This is a genomic window from Bradyrhizobium sp. SZCCHNR1015 (genome assembly GCF_032489875.1).
Lineage (GTDB): Bacteria > Pseudomonadota > Alphaproteobacteria > Rhizobiales > Xanthobacteraceae > Bradyrhizobium.
In genome coordinates this window covers 1-17550 of record NZ_JAUEYW010000013.1, presented here as the reverse complement: position 1 = coordinate 17550, position 17550 = coordinate 1, and the positions used below count along the sequence as shown (strand labels likewise).

The 17550-nt window shown below is 67.9% G+C and carries 18 protein-coding genes; 11 read left to right on the top strand and 7 right to left on the bottom strand.

Going from position 1 to position 17550, the window contains the following annotated elements:
* Positions 1 to 301 precede the first annotated feature (301 nt).
* On the bottom strand, positions 302 to 1288 hold the full coding sequence (locus QX128_RS21920) for a hypothetical protein (RefSeq protein WP_316238511.1): 987 nt from the start codon (positions 1286 to 1288) through the stop codon (positions 302 to 304).
* Here QX128_RS21920 and QX128_RS21915 point away from each other — a divergent pair.
* From QX128_RS21915 to QX128_RS21900, 4 genes are all read left to right on the top strand, one after another.
* Positions 1259 to 1600, top strand: coding sequence for a hypothetical protein (locus QX128_RS21915; RefSeq protein WP_316238510.1), 342 nt, complete (start codon positions 1259 to 1261; stop codon positions 1598 to 1600). The genes QX128_RS21920 and QX128_RS21915 overlap by 30 nt on opposite strands.
* 105 nt (positions 1601 to 1705) lie before the next feature.
* Positions 1706 to 2203 (top strand): YchJ family protein, encoded by a 498-nt coding sequence (locus tag QX128_RS21910; RefSeq protein WP_315800671.1) that lies wholly within the window; start codon positions 1706 to 1708, stop codon positions 2201 to 2203.
* A gap of 398 nt (positions 2204 to 2601) precedes the next feature.
* Entirely contained in the window at positions 2602 to 4110 is a 1509-nt protein-coding gene (locus QX128_RS21905) for a bifunctional class I SAM-dependent methyltransferase/glycosyltransferase family 2 protein (RefSeq protein ID WP_315800670.1), read from the top strand.
* A gap of 133 nt (positions 4111 to 4243) precedes the next feature.
* Positions 4244 to 5833 carry a hypothetical protein gene (locus tag QX128_RS21900; RefSeq protein WP_316238509.1) on the top strand — a complete coding sequence of 530 codons (1590 nt, stop codon included), beginning with the start codon at positions 4244 to 4246 and terminating at the stop codon, positions 5831 to 5833.
* Here QX128_RS21900 and QX128_RS21895 read toward each other — a convergent pair.
* The 4 genes from QX128_RS21895 to QX128_RS21880 are packed head-to-tail and all read right to left on the bottom strand — an operon-like array spanning position 5773 to position 8337.
* Positions 5773 to 6303, bottom strand: coding sequence for a DoxX family protein (locus QX128_RS21895; protein WP_409997873.1), 531 nt, complete (start codon positions 6301 to 6303; stop codon positions 5773 to 5775). The two genes, QX128_RS21900 and QX128_RS21895, sit on opposite strands and share 61 nt — an antisense overlap.
* Positions 6303 to 7085 carry a DNA-binding domain-containing protein gene (locus tag QX128_RS21890; RefSeq protein WP_316238508.1) on the bottom strand — a complete coding sequence of 261 codons (783 nt, stop codon included), beginning with the start codon at positions 7083 to 7085 and terminating at the stop codon, positions 6303 to 6305. The genes QX128_RS21895 and QX128_RS21890 overlap by 1 nt, the downstream gene beginning before the upstream one ends.
* A complete protein-coding gene (locus QX128_RS21885) occupies positions 7072 to 7992 on the bottom strand; it encodes a DUF692 domain-containing protein (RefSeq protein ID WP_316238507.1) in 921 nt (306 codons plus the stop codon). The genes QX128_RS21890 and QX128_RS21885 overlap by 14 nt, the downstream gene beginning before the upstream one ends.
* Positions 7993 to 8031: 39 nt before the next feature.
* Positions 8032 to 8337, bottom strand: a complete 306-nt coding sequence (locus tag QX128_RS21880; protein ID WP_315715966.1) for a DUF2282 domain-containing protein — start codon at positions 8335 to 8337, stop codon at positions 8032 to 8034.
* Positions 8338 to 8630: 293 nt separating this feature from the next.
* Between QX128_RS21880 and QX128_RS21875 the strand changes: the two genes are divergently transcribed.
* A complete protein-coding gene (locus QX128_RS21875; protein WP_316238614.1) occupies positions 8631 to 10724 on the top strand; it encodes an adenylate/guanylate cyclase domain-containing protein in 2094 nt (697 codons plus the stop codon).
* 15 nt (positions 10725 to 10739) lie between these two features.
* Here the strand turns inward: QX128_RS21875 and QX128_RS21870 are convergent, their stop codons facing one another.
* Positions 10740 to 11477 carry a GntR family transcriptional regulator gene (locus tag QX128_RS21870; protein ID WP_316238506.1) on the bottom strand — a complete coding sequence of 246 codons (738 nt, stop codon included), beginning with the start codon at positions 11475 to 11477 and terminating at the stop codon, positions 10740 to 10742.
* 197 nt (positions 11478 to 11674) lie between these two features.
* On the opposite strand from QX128_RS21870, the gene QX128_RS21865 reads away from it, so the two are divergent.
* From QX128_RS21865 to QX128_RS21845, 5 genes are read left to right on the top strand one after another with little or no spacing between them, the layout of a single operon-like run.
* The gene (locus tag QX128_RS21865) at positions 11675 to 12709 is read left to right on the top strand and encodes an extracellular solute-binding protein (protein WP_316238505.1); all 1035 of its coding nucleotides are present in this window, start codon (positions 11675 to 11677) and stop codon (positions 12707 to 12709) included.
* A complete protein-coding gene (locus QX128_RS21860; protein ID WP_315800662.1) occupies positions 12706 to 13776 on the top strand; it encodes an ABC transporter ATP-binding protein in 1071 nt (356 codons plus the stop codon). The genes QX128_RS21865 and QX128_RS21860 overlap by 4 nt, the downstream gene beginning before the upstream one ends.
* 2 nt (positions 13777 to 13778) lie before the next feature.
* Complete coding sequence (locus QX128_RS21855; protein ID WP_316238504.1) at positions 13779 to 14645, top strand: ABC transporter permease; 867 nt, start codon at positions 13779 to 13781, stop codon at positions 14643 to 14645.
* Positions 14642 to 15442, top strand: coding sequence for an ABC transporter permease (locus QX128_RS21850; protein WP_316215541.1), 801 nt, complete (start codon positions 14642 to 14644; stop codon positions 15440 to 15442). Before QX128_RS21855 ends, QX128_RS21850 begins: the two co-directional genes overlap by 4 nt.
* Before the next feature lie 4 nt (positions 15443 to 15446).
* Positions 15447 to 16352, top strand: a complete 906-nt coding sequence (locus tag QX128_RS21845; protein WP_316238503.1) for a polysaccharide deacetylase family protein — start codon at positions 15447 to 15449, stop codon at positions 16350 to 16352.
* 6 nt (positions 16353 to 16358) lie between these two features.
* On the opposite strand, the gene QX128_RS21840 is transcribed toward QX128_RS21845, so the two are convergent.
* Positions 16359 to 16511, bottom strand: coding sequence for a hypothetical protein (locus QX128_RS21840; RefSeq protein ID WP_316238502.1), 153 nt, complete (start codon positions 16509 to 16511; stop codon positions 16359 to 16361).
* Between the two features lie 110 nt (positions 16512 to 16621).
* Between QX128_RS21840 and QX128_RS21835 the strand changes: the two genes are divergently transcribed.
* A complete protein-coding gene (locus QX128_RS21835; RefSeq protein ID WP_316238501.1) occupies positions 16622 to 17437 on the top strand; it encodes an NAD-dependent protein deacetylase in 816 nt (271 codons plus the stop codon).
* The last annotated feature ends 113 nt before the right edge of the window (positions 17438 to 17550 follow it).

Below are 17550 nucleotides of genomic sequence, written 5' to 3'. Positions count from 1 at the left end.
TAATGAGGCGGCGCCCGGAAGGTTCTGGTCCGCGCGGGGCCGGGCCGGTCAGCCGTGCGCCCAACACCCATGTTCTAAACCAATGGTTAACACGGATTCGCCGGTTTCGAAACCGCGCCGCGCGTGTAGCGGCAGTGGCAGTGGTGAACGATGGCGACCTGCGTCTTTGGAGTCACAACCGCCGCGTGAGCGGCGTTGGGAGATCAGGCTGACGCGCAAGTCGCCGAGCAGGACGTGCGATAGTCGAACGTCGCTCGTCGAAGCGAGACCGATCGCGGCGTGCCAGGGCGAGGAGGACTGACTAGCGCGGTACCAGCATCGGCGTGCTGCTGCTTACCGAGAAGCGCCGATTGGCGGTGGTCAGCACCAGCACCAGGCCGGGAATGTCGAAGCTCACCGCGACGCCATCCACATCCTTGAAGTGCGGCAACGGGATTTGCCGAACCGTATCGCCCCGGCTGATCTGGTACAGGCCGTCATGCCCCATCGCGAGCAGATCTTCGCCCGTCTGCTGCAACCCGAAGAAGGCTGTCGTGGTCGTCCACATGATCCGGTCTGGTCCGCCGGGAGTCGTCGCGGGATGCGCCTGGATCTCGTGGGTGTAGAGCGGGCGGACGGCGTTGTCGCACACTTCCACCATGCGCCCATGCGAACTCATGTGGATCAAGCCGATCGCGACGGCGATGCAGTCCGGTCTCCATGGAATGATCGCTATGCCGTTGACCGGATCGCACGCCGGATTCAGGTTGCCGCCGCACAGGTCGCCGTCGACATCCTCGATCTCGGATAGGATGCCGGTCAGCCGATCGATCCGCTTCAGTCCGCCGCCCCACTCGCCCACGCTATAGCCGACGAAGATGTGCTTCGAGGTGACGAGGACGGCGCCGACTGGCCAGGCCTTCAACGGCGTCGTTGGCCGGAATTCGGGCCGATACAGATAGGTGAGCGGAAACGGGAATGGCGTCTTGGGCCGCTGCTGGTCCAACGGCTGCGATGGATCGAACATGTGAGAGGACGTGACGGAGGACGGCCAGCTCAGCGCCGTCTCGGTTTGGATTCCGTCCGCCAGATTGATCATCCGCTTCACCGTCAGCAGCGTGGTCGTATCGCCGGCGGCAATTGCGGTGACGAAGTCCTCGCCGCGCGTTACGATCTCACCGGTCGTCTCCCAATCGTTGCCTCGCCATCCGCGCAAAGTCCATCGCGCGTTCGGTGTCCATTGCGTGCAGGAGTCTCCTGGGCAGGTCACGATCGCCGCATGTCCGTGCTGTACGAACAGCTCGATCACGCGGTCCGGTGTTGCCACGTCGATCCATTCACCGGCTTCCGTCATGCTCCAGAGCTGCCCGTCACTGCCGAGCAGCCACAGCCGGTCCTCGGCAAAGACAGCCCGCAGGATGCGCGAGTCCAGAACGGTGCCGCCACCGTACTTGAAGCCGCCGGCAGACGCGGACTGCGTTGGCACGGCGGCAACGGCGAGCAGCGCAAGAAGTGCCGCGGCGACGACGGCAAGTCGGGCGGAGATGATGATCAAGGCGCGACACACCTCGGGTGTTCGGGTCGACGAGCGCCGATTGATACGATCAATTCACGGCCGTGAAAAGCCGCGATGCCATGCCGCAAACCCCGCGGGCCACGTCGGCGCGGCGCACGCCAAAGCCGTCCGCCGTTTTCATGGCTCGGCATCGATGCTAAGCGTCACCTCATGCCATGTCCCTGCGGATCACAGCTTCCCTTCGACCGCTGTTGCGGTCCCTATCTGCTTGGCGACGCGATGCCGCCCACCGCCGAGGCGCTGATGCGCTCGCGCTACACGGCCTATACGCGCGGCGACATCGGCTACATCGAAGCGACGCTCGCGTCCGACAGGCGTGCTGCGTTCGACCCTGTCGCGGCGAAGAATTGGGCGACGCGCGCGACCTGGCTCGGCCTGCGCATCGTCTCGTCGGTCCGCGGCCAGCCCGGCGACGCCGATGGCGTCGTCAGCTTCATCGCCAGCTATCGCGAAGACGGCAAGATCATCGAGCACCACGAGGTCTCACAGTTTCGCCGCGACGACGACGGCGCCTGGCGCTTCGTCGAGGGTGACGCGCGCGCCGCCGTCACGGAGCCGAAGCGGGCGGCTGCCACCGCGAAGGTCGGCCGCAATGATCCATGCCCGTGCGGTAGCGGCAAGAAATACAAGTTCTGCTGCGGGCGGTGAGCGCGGCGGCATGTCTCGATCGCGGTGCATCGCTGTGTTGATAGGAGGGGGGAGCCGCGACTGCGGACTCGTCAGGTGCTTCCGTGCCCCCGCGCAGGCCGGCGCGCCGGCGCTCCAGCCGCTGGCGCCGGCGCCAATCTCGCGACGACGGTCCCGCGTCGCCGGTCTTCCCGCGCCCGCTTAGTTGCGAGCGCGAATGAGAAGCAAAGATCGGACGCATGCGGCGCGAACGATCGCGCGGGCCTCATTGTGGCCGGCGGATGTCTGCTCGTTTCCGTCGCGCGTCAGAGCCGGGGCGTCACGATGCCAACAGAGCGGAGGACTTCTCTGCCACCGCCTTGACTCCGCCCAACCGGGCTGGCCTAGAAGGACGTAGTTCCTAGCGGGGGTGGTATCAGGTGGCGGAGTTGGACGAGGCGGTCCGGCAGGACGAACGCGAGCGGCCGCAGGTTGCCGCAACCCTGTCGCCGGCAACGAAGGCGCTGTCGCCGCGCAAGGCGGCCATCCTCGACCATGCCAACCAATTCGCCGATGCGCGCGCCGGCTGGCGCGACAAGGCGGCGTTCTTCCATGGCGAGGACGCGTGCTATCTGCGCTTCCTGATTCCGCCGGGCAGCCGCGTGCTGGAGATCGGCTGCGGCCTCGGCGATACGCTGGCCTCGCTCGCGCCCTCCTACGGCGTCGGCATCGACTTCAGCGAAAAGCAGATCGCGATCGCGCGCAGCCGGCATCCTGAGCTGACCTTCATTCTGGGCGACGCGGAGGATCCGGCCACGCTCGCCGCCGCCACCGGCCCTTTCGATGTCATCCTGGTGCTCGACACGATCGGCTCACTCGACGACTGCCAGCAGTTCATCGAGCAGTTGCACCCGCTGTGCACGCGCGAGACGCGACTCGTCATCGGCTACTTCTCGCACCTCTGGTATCCGCTGCTGAAGGCTGCGGAAGCACTGGGCCTGCGGATGCCGCAGCCGGAGCAGAACGTGCTGTCGCCGGCCGACCTGCGCAGCCTGGCGCACCTGGCCGATTTCGACCCGGTCAAATCGGAGCAGCGCGTGCTGTCGCCGCTGCGGCTGTACGGCCTCGGCCGCTTCGCCAACCGCTTCCTCAGCGTGCTGCCGGGCCTGCGCGCGCTGTCGCTGCGGCACTATCTGGTGTCGCGCTCGATGCGCTGCGTGAGCGATGACGTTCGCTCGGCCACGGTGGTGATTCCCGCGCGCAACGAGCGCGGCAACATCGAGCCGGCGGTCCGTCGCATCGCCGCATTCTGCAACGACATCGAGATCATCTTCATCGAGGGCCACAGCCAGGACGGCACTTATGAGGAGATGGAGCGGGTGCGCGCGGCGTTCCCCGGCCACGACATCAAGCTGATGCGCCAGCCCGGCAAGGGCAAGGCCGACGCGGTGTTCACCGCGTTCGACGCCGCGCGCGGCGACGTGCTGATGATCCTCGATGCCGACCTCACCATGCCGCCGGAGCAATTGCCGAAATTCTTCGAGGCGCTGCGTTCCGGCAAGGGCGAGTTCATCAACGGCTCGCGCCTGGTCTATCCGATGGACGAGGGCGCGATGCGCTTCCTCAACCTCATCGCCAACAAGACCTTCTCCTACCTGTTCTCGTGGCTCCTGAATCAGCGCTACACCGATACGCTCTGCGGCACCAAGGTGCTCCGCCGCAGCGACTATGTCAGGCTCAAGGCCGGCAAGGCCTATTTCGGCGATTTCGATCCGTTCGGCGATTTCGACCTGATCTTCGGCGCCTCGAAGCTGAACCTGAAATCGATCGACCTGCCGATCCGCTACGCCGCGCGCAGCTATGGCGAAACCCAGATCTCCCGCTTTCGCCACGGCTGGATGCTGCTGAAGATGGTCGTGTTCGCGTTCTTCAAGATCAAGGCGATCTGAGGATGGCGTGCGCGCGCGGACCACGCCTGCGAGGTGGCGCCGATGCGCTTCATTGGAGTTCCCGCCGGAGCTGCTTGTGATCCGCGGTGACGGCCCTTCCCAAGATGCCGGCCAGAACTGTGCGACAAAGGACATGCCGCGCCGCGACGCGCTCGACCGCCTCACCCCGTTCGGCTGGCGCGGCGGCGTTGCGGTCGCGCTGCTGCTCTCGCTCGTGTCGTTCCTGACCGCCGGCTATTTCACCGTCTATTGGCGCAATGCCGACATGGACTTCATGGTGATCTACAACGCGCTCGCCATGAACGACGGCGGCGCGCAGGTGTTCTTCGACCACCCGGCCTATCTCACCATCCTCTCGGTCGAGACCTGGTTCGCGCTGCTGCACCGGCTCGGCCTGCTCGATGCCTGGACGTTGTCGGCGATCCCCGCCGACCGCGCCGCTTTCGACGCGGCGATGACCAGCGCCGTCCATGCCGGACGCGTCGCCGCGCTGCTGACGGCCGCCGGCATCATCCTCGCCTTTGCCTGGGCCGCGCGCCGGCTGGTGTCCGATTGGCGCATCGCCATGCTCGCCGTCACCGCCTTCGCCTTCTCCGGCGGCGTGCAGATGCATCTGCGCATCCTGCGCAGCGAGATGATCGCGGCGTCGTTCTGCATCCTCGCGCTGATGATCCTGATCGCTGTGGCGCGCCGCGCCAGCCTGGCGCGGCCGCTCGCCGTCGGACTCGCCGCGCTGCTCTGCATGCTCGGCCTGGAGAACAAGGTGCATGCGATCCTGCTGATCGCCGCCATTCCTGTGCTGGTGTTGCCGTTCGGGACGGCGGCGAGCGCAAGCGTGGCGTTCTGGCAAAGCTCGCGCGCGTGGGCGGCCGTCATGGTTGCAGCCGTGGCGGCAATCGTCGCCGCGATCGCCGCCTGGCCGCTGATCGCCGCCGGCTTCGATCCTGTCAATGCAACGGCTGCCGGGCTCAAGCCGATGCTGTTCGGCCGCTTCGGCATCTATCAGTTCGCGCTGCTCGGCGTGGTCGCGGCCTGCATGGTCGGCTTCGCGTGGCGGTGGCGGGTGAGCGCGGCCGAGACTGTCGCGGCACTGCTGGCGGCGGTGGCCGGCACAAGCCTCGGCGTGCTGGCACTGAAGCTGAGCTACGACATCAACGATGTCGTGGTCGTGCTCAATCCTCTCGAGAAGATGATCACCTATGTCGACGCGCCCGAGGCCGCCGGCAGCCTCGCCGGGGCAGTCGGTCTGCTGCTATCGGGGGTGCTGGGGGTCATCCGGCGCTACACCTTCGTGCTGCAATCGTCGGCCCGCCCCGCGGTGTTCCTGACCTGGCTGGTCATCCCCGGCATCGTCATCGCCTGGCGCCGCGGTGAGCGGCAGGCGGCCATCCAGGCCGTCCTCCTGATGCTGGCGGCCATCGGCATCGACACGCTCGGCGTCCGCCGCGGGCTGAAGGTCGAGTACTTCGTCTTCACCGATCCCCTGATCATCATCGCCGGCATGGTCCTGCTCGATCGTCTGTCGGACCTGCGCTTCTCCCGCTTCGCCTATCCGATCGGCGCGGCGCTGCTCGCGCTCCATGTCGGCATCAGCCAGGCCGAGCCGGTCAAGATGGCGCTCAAGCGCAGGGGGCCCGAGGAGGTCTGCGAGTGGCGCGGCTACTACATGCCACGGCTGGCGCTGCCCTGGTGCGCGCCGCCGAACAGCCCGCCGAGAACGTGATCGAGCGAGATCTTTCCGCCGCCATGGGCGATGAGGCCCAGCGCCATCGCCGCCCAGGTCAGATGGATCGGCCAGCCGTCGGGCACTGTGAGCTCGACGATGCACGTCATGAACAGCAGGCCGAGCGCCGCGAAGCGGGTGCCGAGGCCGAGAATGAGCAGGACGGGGAAGCCGACCTCGCCGCAGCCCGACAGGAACGCCATCACCGTCGGCATGGGAAAGTGATATGGCCCGCCGGGTAGATGCAGCATGAACTCGTCGCTGAACAGGGTCACGGCGGTGTCGCTCAGCCTGAGAAAGCCGTCCCATTTGAGAATGCCCGAGCGCCAGAACGGCACGGCGAGCGCAATGCGAGTGACGAGCTGGACCAGGGTGAGCGGGGTCGCGCTCTGCAGCAGCCGCACGGCCTGGCCGACGAGGGAAGGCAACGACAGCGTCGGGGTCGGCGCCATGGAGTGGTCCGTCGTCATCATGCGTCCTCGAAAGTGATGTCCGTGAAGGCGCCGGCCTCGATCAGGCCGGCTACGTTGGCGGCGAGATCGAACTCCGGCGCGGCCTCGAACGCGGCTTCCGCAGCGACGTCGAGCGGCTGCCGCGCGACTAGCAGGCTCGCGAAGATCGCGCCGCCTCGTGGCAGGTGACGCACGACGACGTCGAGCGCGGGCCGCGTGATCAGCGCGTCCTCCGGAACCGAGCCATCAATGCGCGGCACCGGGGCATCGCCGCGGTTGGCCGAGAAGATCGTGACCGCCGCGAAATCCGAGCGCACGATGCGGGTGGCGGGATGAGCGGCGAAGCGCAGCATGGGCAGCCGCTCGGGCGGCACCGTCGCCAGCGTGGCGCCGTCGAGCGGCGCGGCGTCTGCCGCGTGATAGGCGTCGAGCCAGGCCCGCTCGATCTGTGCGACGTCCGTCAGGAACGGCATCGTTCGGGCGTGCTCGTACGCTGCAATGAAGGCGGGGAAGTCGCGTCCATAGTCAAAGAGCAGCGGCGACGCCGGCGGCGTTTCGCGCACATGCGCCCGCGCCATCGCGCGGAAGAAGTCGGGGCCGGTGATGCGCTGCACCGCCGGATAGATCGCGATGAGCGACTCGATCAGGCTGACCGTGACGTTGTTGCGGTAGACGTTGAACCGACGCCCGGCCGCCTTGGCCAGCGGACCCCTGACGGCGACAGGCGTCGCGCGATCCGGCGTCAGCAGCGCCGCGGCGAACTGGGCGGCGTAGTCGGAAACCTGCTCAGGCTGCGGCATCGCGCACCTCCTGCGAGCAGCCGGGAGCGTGGTCATCGAGAATCGTCTGCGCGGCCGTGGCCTCTGCCTTCAGCACCGGCCAGTCCGGAATGTTGCTGTCCCATTCGATCAGCGTCGGCGTCGGACCGTTGCGCGCGATCACGCTGGCGAACAGGGCCCACACATCGTAGGCGACGGGGCCGTCATGGCTGTCGATCAGCAGCGGCTCACCTTCATCGTCGGCCTGCACGGCGTGACCGGCGAGATGAATCTCGCCGACAGCGGCGAGCGGAAAGTCGGCCAGATAGTCCTGTGGCGAGAAGCCATGATTGATCGCGGAGACGAACACGTTGTTGAGGTCGAGCAGGAGCCCGCAGCCGGTGCGGCGGACGATGGCGCGGATGAAGTCGGTCTCGCTCATCGTCGAGTCGTGGAAGGCGACGTAGGTCGACGGATTTTCCAGCAGGATCGGCCGGCGAATCGCGGCCTGCACCTCGTCGATATGGTCGCAGACCCGTGCCAACGTGGCGGTCGTGTAGGGCAACGGCAGCAAGTCGTTGAAGAACGTCGTATCGTGCGTCGACCATGCCAGATGCTCGGAGACGAGGCTTGGCTGATAGCGGGCGACGAGCTTGCGGAAGCGCGCGAGGTGGTCGCGATCGAGCCGCTGCGGGCCGCCGATCGACGTGCAGACGCCATGGATCGACAGCGGATGATCCCTGCGGATCGCCTCGAGCTGACGATGCGGCGGCCCGCCGGCGCCCATGTAGTTCTCGGCATGGACCTCGAAGAAGCCGCGCTGCGGCGCCTCGGCCAGGATGGCGGTCAGGTGCGACGGCTTGAAGCTGGTCCCGGCGACGCCGCCGAGAGGTGGCGGAAAGCGAAGCGGCATGGTGGGGCACGGTGCAGGGGGGGCATCGGTGCTCATGCTGCGTCTCCGCTTTCCGCTTGGGGTGAACGAGAGCGATCAGATCGGCTTCAGCGAGCCCTTGCGGCCGCCGGGCACGTCGATGCTGGTGCAGGTGCCGCCCTGGACGAATTTCCACGCGTTGCCCTGGAAGTCGATCGTGGAGGTGCCCTGGCAGGTCGTGCCGGGACCGGCGGCGCAATCGTTCTGGCCCTTCAGGGCAACGCCGAAGCATTTCTCCTTCTTGGCGGCCATTGCGGCTTCCGCTTCGGCCTTGGTCAGTGGCCCGGCCATTGCGAGGCTTGCGAGCGCGGTGCTGACGGCGCCGGCGAGCGCCAGCGTGGTGACGGTTCTCTTGGCGGACATGACAATTCCTCTCGGTGTTCTGCGTCGCTCGCTTGGCGACGCGCATCTCTCCTTCGCCCGCAGCCACGAGAATGTTACGCGGCGATTCCGCTCACGACCCTGTGAGCGGTCTTGCGTGCTTCGGAGCTGCGTCCAATCGAACGCAGGCGGGTTCGAAGTGCCAATGCTTTGCAGGCATCATCGACTTAGCCAGCCGGCATTGGTGGCGCACGTCATGAGAGCGCAGTCTGGCGGCTCCCCGTCGGGCGCAGCCCCGCGCGCCGATCGGTCCGATCGGAGATCGACCTGCGATGATGGCGAGCGAAAACAGCCGAGTGCCGCGCCGAGACGCCGCCGGCGAGCGGTTGACCGTCAGCATCCGCTTCGCCGTGTCGGCGCTGGTGCTGACCGCGATCCTGCTGACGGCGCTGGCCTCGAGCCTGTTGTGGTGGCGCACCTCGGAGGCGATCAGCCGTCAGCTCGCCAGCACCATCAATGCGCAGATCGCGAGCGCCGTGCGCAAGGAGGTGAGCGCGATCGTCAGCGAGGCGCGCGCGGCGCACACCGCCATCCGCACGCTGTTCCTGCAGAACGTGCTCGACACCCGCGAGGCGGACAAGCGCGAATTCGTGTTCCTGTCGCAGCTGCAGTCGCAGGCGACGATCTCATCAGCGGCGTTCGGCTGGCCCGACGGCTCGTTCTTCGCCGCCCACAAGCTCGGCGACCGGCGCCTGGAGATGATGGAGATCTCACTGACCGATCATCCCGGCCAGCGCCGCGTCGATGAATACGATGTCGTGCCCGGCGATATCGAGTTCGCGGCGCGCCGCTTCGAGCCGACCCGTTTCAAGGTCGCCGACCAGCCCTGGTTCAAGGAGAGCCTCGCCGCGGACGAGCCGCGCTGGTTCAGCGTCGACGTGCATCCCGGCGGTGACCGTCCCGCGATCGCGCTGGCGGGGCCTATCGATGTCTATCAGGAGCGGCAGGGCGTGCTCGCCATCATCATCGAGCACGCGCGCATCTCGCGCTTTCTCGCCCAGCTCCAGGTCGGCCGCACTGGCAGCGCCTTCATCCTGGCGCATGACGGCGGCGTGGTCGCTGCGCCCGACGAGACCGCCGACGAGGTCAATGCCGGGCAGGGCCGCCAGCCGCTGCTGCCGGTCGCGCAGCAGGCGATGCGGTCCTCGCCCGCAGGCGACGAGGCCTGGCGCGGCCGCGTGCAATCGGGCGGCGGCGCCTTCGAGGTCGCGCGCACGGCGCTGCCGTTTCCCGGCTGGTCGCTGGTCACGGTGATTCCGGAAGCGGAATTTCTCGGTCCGGTCGACGCAGCGCTGCGGCGCGTGATCGTCGGTCTCGGCATCGGCGCCGTGCTCGCGGCGCTGGTTTCCGCCGCGCTGGCGCGTGCCGTGATCGCCGCGCCGCTCGGGCGCGTGGTGGCCGAACTGCGTCACGTCGAGGCCTTCGCGCTCGAGCAGGTGCGCCGCCATCCGTCGCGGCTGCGCGAGATCGCGAGTCTGTCCGGCGCCATCGCCGAGATGGCCGGCGGCCTGTCGTCGTTCCGCAAGTTCATTCCCGCCGATCTCGTCCGGCAATTGCTGCGACAGGGCGTCGATGCCAGGCCGGGCGGTCATGTCCAGGAGCTCAGCGTCATGTTCATCGACATCGCCGGCTTCACCGGCCTGTCGGAGCGCATGGGCGACCGCGTCGTGCCGCTGCTGTCGCGCCATCTCGATCTGATCTCGACCGTCATCGTCGATCACGGCGGCACGATCGACAAGTTCATCGGCGATGCCGTGATGGCGTTCTGGGGCGCGCCGGCCGCGCAGCCGGATCATGCGGGTCTGTGCTGCCGCGCCGCGCTGGCATGCCGGGACGCGGTCGCGGCCAGCGGCCTGTGCGACGATGACGGCCGGCCGCTCGCGATCCGCATCGGTATCAACTCCGGTCCCATGCTGGTCGGCAACATCGGCTCCGAACTGCGGCTCAACTATACGGTGATCGGCGATGCCGTGAACGTCGCGAGCCGACTCGAGGGCGCCAACAAGGTCTACGGCACGGACATCCTGATCGGCGAGGGCACCGCGCGGCTGGCGGGCGAGGCGTTTCTCACCCGCGAGATCGACCGCATCGCCGTCTATGGCCGCGAGGAGGGCCTGCGCGTCCACGAACTGGTCGGGCTTGCGGGGAATGACGCAACGCATGACATGCGCTGGATCGCGCACTATGCGCGCGGTCTTCGGAACTATCGCGCGCAGGACTTCGCAGCGGCGATCGCGGCTTTCGAAGCCGTCCTCGCGCTCAAGCCGGGCGATCGCGCCGCCGAGGTCATGATCGCGCGCTGCAGGCCGCTGGCAGGCACGTGGCCGGATCGTCATTGGCACCCGGTGACGGCGCTGCCGACGAAGTAGCGGTTGCCGGCCCGACTAGGCCGAGCGCCGCTTGCCGCGCAGCGGCCGTCGTCCGGCAAACACCGCGGCGAGATCCTGGGTGGGCGTCGTCGCGTCCTCGTCGAGCCGCAGCCGGCCCTCGACATGCAGGAAGTGCTCGCGCGACACCGCGATCGCGCGCATCAGGTCGCGGTCGCGCAGCGCCGCGACGATCGCGCCGTGCTCGTCGACCGCGCAGATCGACTGCGCCGCCGGCTCGTACACCGACACCATCACCGAGGAGCGGCTGAGCAGATCGCCGAGCATGCGCGACAGCTCGGGATTGCCGATGGAGTCGACGAGATGGACGTGGAAGGCGCCAGACAGCCGCACCGAGGTCGCGCGATCGCCGCGCTGTGCCGCCGCGCGCTCCTCCGCCAGATGCGCATCGAGCCGGGCGAGCAGGAGATCATCGACCCGCAGCACCAGCTGGCTGAGCACGCCGGCCTCGAGGACGCGATGCGCCTCATAGACTCGCCTGACATCATCGAGCGTCGGCCGCGGCACCCGTGCGCCACGGTTCGGGATCATCTCCAGCCGCCGCTCGGCGCCGAGCCGGTGCAAAACTTTTCGGATGCGCTCGCGCGACACGCCGAAGATGTCAGCCAGCGGCGTCTCGGCGAGCTTGATACCGGCCTTGAGCTTGCCTTCCAGCAGCGCACGCAGGATGGCCTGATACACCGCCTCGTCCTCGGCGGGATTGGCCTTTCCGATTCGCTGCGCTCGCATCGCCATGGCGAACTGCTAGGCCCAAAGGCGCGGCACGTCACCTCCAAAAAATGTGCACATTCTGCCCGTGGCCGGGCATGGTGCGGATCGAGAGATAGCCCAGAACGCTGATCTCATTGCTGAATCAAGAAATGTGCACATTTGGCACGGCGCTTGCTGATCTCGGGTGACACGCCACGCGACAGCTCACACGGGATCCTCTCATGCACCCCTTCTCCCGCCGCAGCCTCCTGAAGACCGGTGCGGCCTTCGCCGCCACCTTCGCCGCGCCCGCTTTGGTGCGCGCCGCCCCGAAAGAGATCGTGATCGGCGGCCCCGCCGGCGCCGCCAAATATTTCAGCTCCGACCTGTTTCCGGTGCTGGAGAAGAAGCTCGACTGCAAGGTGCTCTATGAGGGCACCAACTCGCTGACCAATCTGCAGAAGATGCAGGCCGACAAGGCAAGCCCGAAGATCTCGGTGGTGATCATGGACGATCCGGTGATGCTGCCGGCCGCGGCCGAGGGGCTGATCACCAAGATGTCGTCCTCGGCGATCCCCAATCTCGGCAAGCTCGTCGGCGATGCCGTGCACCAGGACGGCATGTGGGCCAACTATCAGAAGCCGTGGGCCGGCATCGCCTATTCCACCAGGCGCATGAAGACGGCACCTGGCAGCTGGGCCGAGCTGTGGGATGCGAAATACGATTCCAAGATCGTCGTGCCGTCGCTGTCCAACACCGAAGGGTTCTGGACCTTGCTCGCCGCCGCGCATCTCGAGACCGGCAAGCCCTACAAGGAGGCGCAGTACGAGATCGACGCCGGCTTCAAGAAGATCAAGACCCTGAAGGCCAACCTGCTGAACGTCTATACCAATGCCCCGCAAGCCATCAATCTGCTGGAGCAGGGCGAGGCCTGGATGATCGGCGGCCAGTTCTCGGCCTACACCTTGATCCGCAAGGCCGACGGCTCGCCGGTCGACCTCGCGATCCCGAAGGATGGCGGCTTCTCGATGCCGTCGGGCATCGCCAAGGTGACCGGCGCGCCGGCCGGCGATCTCGCCGACGCCGTGATCGACTTCTACCTCAGCCCAGAGGGGCAGAGCATCCTCGCCAAGACGGCCTTCATCGCACCGACCAACCAGGCCACGCCGCTGCCTTCAGGCTATCCCGATCCCGCGACATTGTTCGCGCCCGACTGGGCCTTCATCGCCAAGAACCGCGCCGGCTGGGTCGATCGCTGGAGCAAGGAGATGACATGACCGGCGCGCCGCATCTCGTCATCAGCGGGGTCTCCAAGCGGTTTGGCGCCGCGACCGTGCTCGATCGCGTCGATCTCACGATCCGCCGCGGCGAGCTGGTAACCCTGCTCGGCCCGTCCGGCTGCGGCAAGACCACCTTGCTGCGCGCGATCGCCGGCCTTGCACCGCCCGACGCCGGGACGATCGCGCTCGCGGGGCGCGACGTCACCCATGTGCCGCCGCACCGGCGCAATGTCGGCGTCGTGTTCCAGAGCTATGCGCTGTTTCCGCATCTCACCGTTGCCGGCAATGTCGCCTTCGGCCTGAAGGTGCGCGGCACGCCCAAGGCCGAGATCGATCGTGCGGTGGAGCGCGCGCTGTCGCTGGTCAAGCTCGGCCATCTCGGCAGCCGCCGCATCTCGGCGCTGTCGGGCGGCCAGCAGCAGCGCGTCGCGCTGGCGCGCGCCATCGCGGTCGAGCCGGATGTGCTGCTGTTCGACGAAGCGCTGTCGGCGCTCGACCGCAAGCTGCGCGAGGAGATGCAGGTCGAGCTGCGCCGGCTGCTGCAGGAGGTCAAGGCAACCGCGATCTTCGTCACCCACGACCAGGACGAGGCGCTGACCATGTCGGACCGCGTCGCGGTCATGAACAAGGGCCGCATCGAGCAGCTCGCCGAGCCGCGCGAGCTTTATGCCCGGCCGGCCAGCCTGTTCGCGCTCAACTTCGTAGGGCTGTCGACGCGCATCGCCGGCCAGGTGGTCGGCGCGCAGGACGGCACGGTGGAAGTCGTCACGCCGGTCGGCCGTCTGTCGGCGCGCGGCGCGTTCCAGCCCGGGGCCTCGGTGATCGTGGTGACGCGGCCGGAGCAGCTGCGGCTCGGCGTTGGAGAGGGCGCCAACTCCGCGGCCGGCCGCGTTCGGTCGGTCGTGTTCCAGGGCTCGCGGACCCTCGTGGACGTCGATGCCGGCGCCGGCGCGAGCCTGCTCGCCGAGCTGTCGGGGCGCGAGGCCGAGGTGCCGCGCGTGCACGACGAGGTCCGCTTCGCGTGGCCCGTCGCCGAAACCTTCGCCTTCGCCGCCGAGACCTGACCATGACCGACGCCGTGCTGACCGCGCCCATCGTCAAGACCGCGCCGGATCGCGAGCGGCTCGCGGCGTTCGGCTTCGTCGCGCCATCGCTGCTGACAACGGCACTGGTGTTCGTGCTGCCGCTGGCGCTGCTGCTCGGCGTCAGCGTGCTCGACGCCAACGGCGGCATCACGCCGGCGAACTACACGAGGCTGCTCGGTACGCCTTATTATCTCGGAATCATCTGGAATTCGCTGCGGCTCGGCCTGCTGACGACGCTGATCGCATTTCTCATCTCCTATCCCGCGGCCTTCGCGCTGGCCCGCGCACGTGGGCCGCTGCGCTCGATCCTGCTGGCCACGCTGTTCCTGCCGCTCGCCGCCTCGGTCATCGTCAAGGCCTTCGCCTGGACCATCCTGTTGCGCAGCGACGGCCTCATCAACACGGTGCTGATCGCAATGGGGATCATCGAGGATCCGATCCGCACGATCTTCACCCAGACCGCGCTGATCGTCGGTGCCGTCAACATCTTCCTGCCGTTCATGGTGCTGCCGATCTACGCCGTCGTGGCGCAGCTCGACGGCCGCTACGCTGAAGCCGCGGCCACGCTCGGCGCCTCGCCGCTGGTCGTGTTCTTTCGCGTCATCCTGCCGCTGACCCTGCCGGGCATCATCGCCGGCGTGGCGCTGGTGTTCTCGCTGTCGGTGTCGGCCTACGTCGTGCCGACGCTGCTCATCGGCGAGAAATATCCGACCCTCGCCACCACCATCGCCAAGGCCTATCTGCTGGCGCGCGAGCCCGGCTTCGGCGCGGCCGCCGGCGTCGTGTTGTTGGCGATCGCAATCATCGTCGTCGCGCTCAGTGCGATGCTGTCCCGGGAGCCGAAATGATGTCGCGCCTCGCCATCATCATCTGCTGGGTGCTCGCGATCGGCCTCGCACTGTTCCTGCTGCTGCCGCTGGTCGTGATCGCCGCCGCCTCGTTCTCGCCGACACCGGTGTTCGATCTGCCGCTGTCGGGCGCGTCGCTGCGCTGGTATGGCCGCATCGGCCGGCTCGACGGCTTCTGGCCGTCGCTGGTCCTGTCGCTGCAGATCGCTGTGCTGTCGACCGCGCTGTCGATGGTCGCCGGCACGCTCGCCGCCATCGCGATCGCTCGTGGAAAACTGCCGGGTGCGACCGCGCTCGGAACGCTGCTGGTGTCGCCGCTGATGATGCCCGGCCTCGTGCTCGGCATCGCGCTGCTGCAATATTTCCGCATGGTCGGCTTCACCGCGACCTGGAGCGCGCTGCTGGTGGCCCATCTCGTGGTGACGCTGCCCTACGTGGCGCGCACCATGATTGCCGGCTTGTCGCGGTTCGACTTCACCCTGATCGAGGCGGCGCGCACGCTCGGCTGCACCTATGCCGGCAGCGTGATCAGGGTGATGGTGCCGGCTTTGGCGCCGTCGTTCCTGATCGCAGGGCTGTTCAGCCTGCTCGCCTCGTTCGACAACTATCCGGTCTCGATCTTCCTCACCGACGTGCGTTCGAAAACCCTGCCGATCCGCATGCTGCAATATATCGAGGAGGCGCCCGATCCGACCTTGGCTGCGCTCTCCACCCTCATTCTCGCCGGCACGCTCGTGCTGCTGCTGATCAGCGATCGCCTGGTCGGCCTGCACCGCATGGCCGGAACCGCGGATTGACACGATGACCTCACAGCCCGCCTTCCGCCGCGATCTCACCGGCTATGCCGGCAGGCCGCCGCATCCGCGTTGGCCCCACGACGCCCGCGTCGCGGTGTCGCTGGTCGTGAATTTCGAGGAGGGCTCTGAATTCTCGGTGTGCGACGGCGATACGAGCAACGAGGCGATCTACGAGGTCGTGCACCGGCTCGACGGCCCCGACCCCTGCATCGACAGCCATTTCGAATACGGCACGCGCGCGGCCTGGTGGCGCCTGATGGATCTGTTCGACGCGCACGGCGTCAAGGTCACCGTCAGCGCCTGCGGCCGCGCGGTGGAGCGCTCGCCGCAGCTCGCCCGCGATGCCGTGGCGCGCGGGCATGAGGTCTCGGCGCATGGCTGGCGCTGGCAGAGCCACGCCGGCATGGGCGAGACCGAGGAGCGCCGCGTGATCGCGCGCACGGTGGAGACGATCCAGCGCGTCGCCGGCCAGCCCCCGCTCGGCTGGCACACGCGCTCGGCGAGCTCGCCGAACACGCGGCGGCTGCTGGTCGAGCAGGGCGGCTTCCTCTACGACAGCGATGCCTACAACGACGACCTGCCATATTACGTCGATGTCTGCGGCCGGCCGCATCTGGTGCTGCCCTACGCCTTCGACAGCAACGACATGCAGTTCTTCAACGGCTCGCGTTTCCGCGGCGGCGATTTCGCCGACTACGTCATCGACGCCTTTGACTGGCTGGTGCGCGAGGGCGCGAGCGCGCCAAAGATGCTGTCGATCGGGCTGCATCTGCGCATGATCGGCCGCCCCGGCCGGATCGGCGCGCTCGACCGCATCCTGGAGCACATCACCGGCAGCGGCGCGGCGTGGATCGCGCCGCGCGCCGACATCGCCCGGCACTGGCTGGCGACGGTGCCGCCGCCCGCCTGAGCTGCGTCAATCGTCGTTGGCGATGTCGTCGTCGGTCAGCGGCACCTCGATCGTGCCGCCCTCGCCGGTGGCGATGTCGCGCTCGTCGTCCATGTCAGCGTCGTCGGCCGGCCCGTCGAGCGGCCAGAGTCCGCGATCATGCCCGTTGCGTGGTGTCATGGCTGGTCCTCCCACGGGATAAGGCCGGGAGCGCGCAATGGTTCAGACCGAGAGCGCCGCGTTGCGGCGCTCTGGCGCGGTCCGCCACGGCCACCTACATCTGCGAGATCATGGTCGATCCCGCCGCGCTGAAATCCTTCCTCGACAGCCACCGCCGCATCGTCGTGCTGACCGGCGCCGGCTGCAGCACCAATTCCGGCATTCCCGATTACCGCGACGGCGACGGGCAATGGAAGCGCACGCCGCCGGTGACCTACCAGGCCTTCGTCGGCAGCGACGAGACGCGCCGCCGCTATTGGGCGCGCAGCATGGTCGGCTGGCGCCGCTTCGGCCGCGCCCAGCCGAACGGCGCGCATCATGCGCTGGCGCGGCTGGAGGCGCAGGGCCGCTGCGCGCTGCTGGTGACCCAGAATGTCGACCGCCTGCACCAGGCCGCCGGGACCAGCAATGTCATCGACCTGCACGGCCGGCTCGACCGCGTCCGTTGCATGGGATGCGGCGCCATGCTGTCGCGGGCCGACTTCCAGGACGAACTGGCCCGCGCCAATCCGCACTGGCTGGCGCATGACGCCGCCGATGCGCCCGACGGCGATGCCGATCTCGACGGCGTCGATTTCGCCACGTTCACGGTGCCCGGGTGCCGGGCCTGCGGCGGCATCCTCAAGCCCGACGTCGTGTTCTTCGGCGAAACAGTCCCGCGCGAGGTCGTCGCGACCGCGCGCGAGCATGTCGAGCAGGCCGACGCCATGCTCGTCGTCGGCACCTCGCTCATGGTCTATTCCGGCTTCCGCTTCGTCCGCGCCGCCGCCGACCGCAACATCCCCATCGCCGCCGTCAATCTCGGCCGCACCCGCGCGGATGATCTCTTGTCGCTGAAGGTCGAAGCGCCCTGCGACGCGGCGCTGGCGTTCCTGCTGCAGGACTAGGGTGGGCCACCCTCTCTCCGCCGTCATGGCCGGGCCTGACCCACGGCTGTCCGGTTCAGACAGACTGGACATGGTGCATGGCGTGGATTCTTCTGCGGTCTTGAGCATCGCCA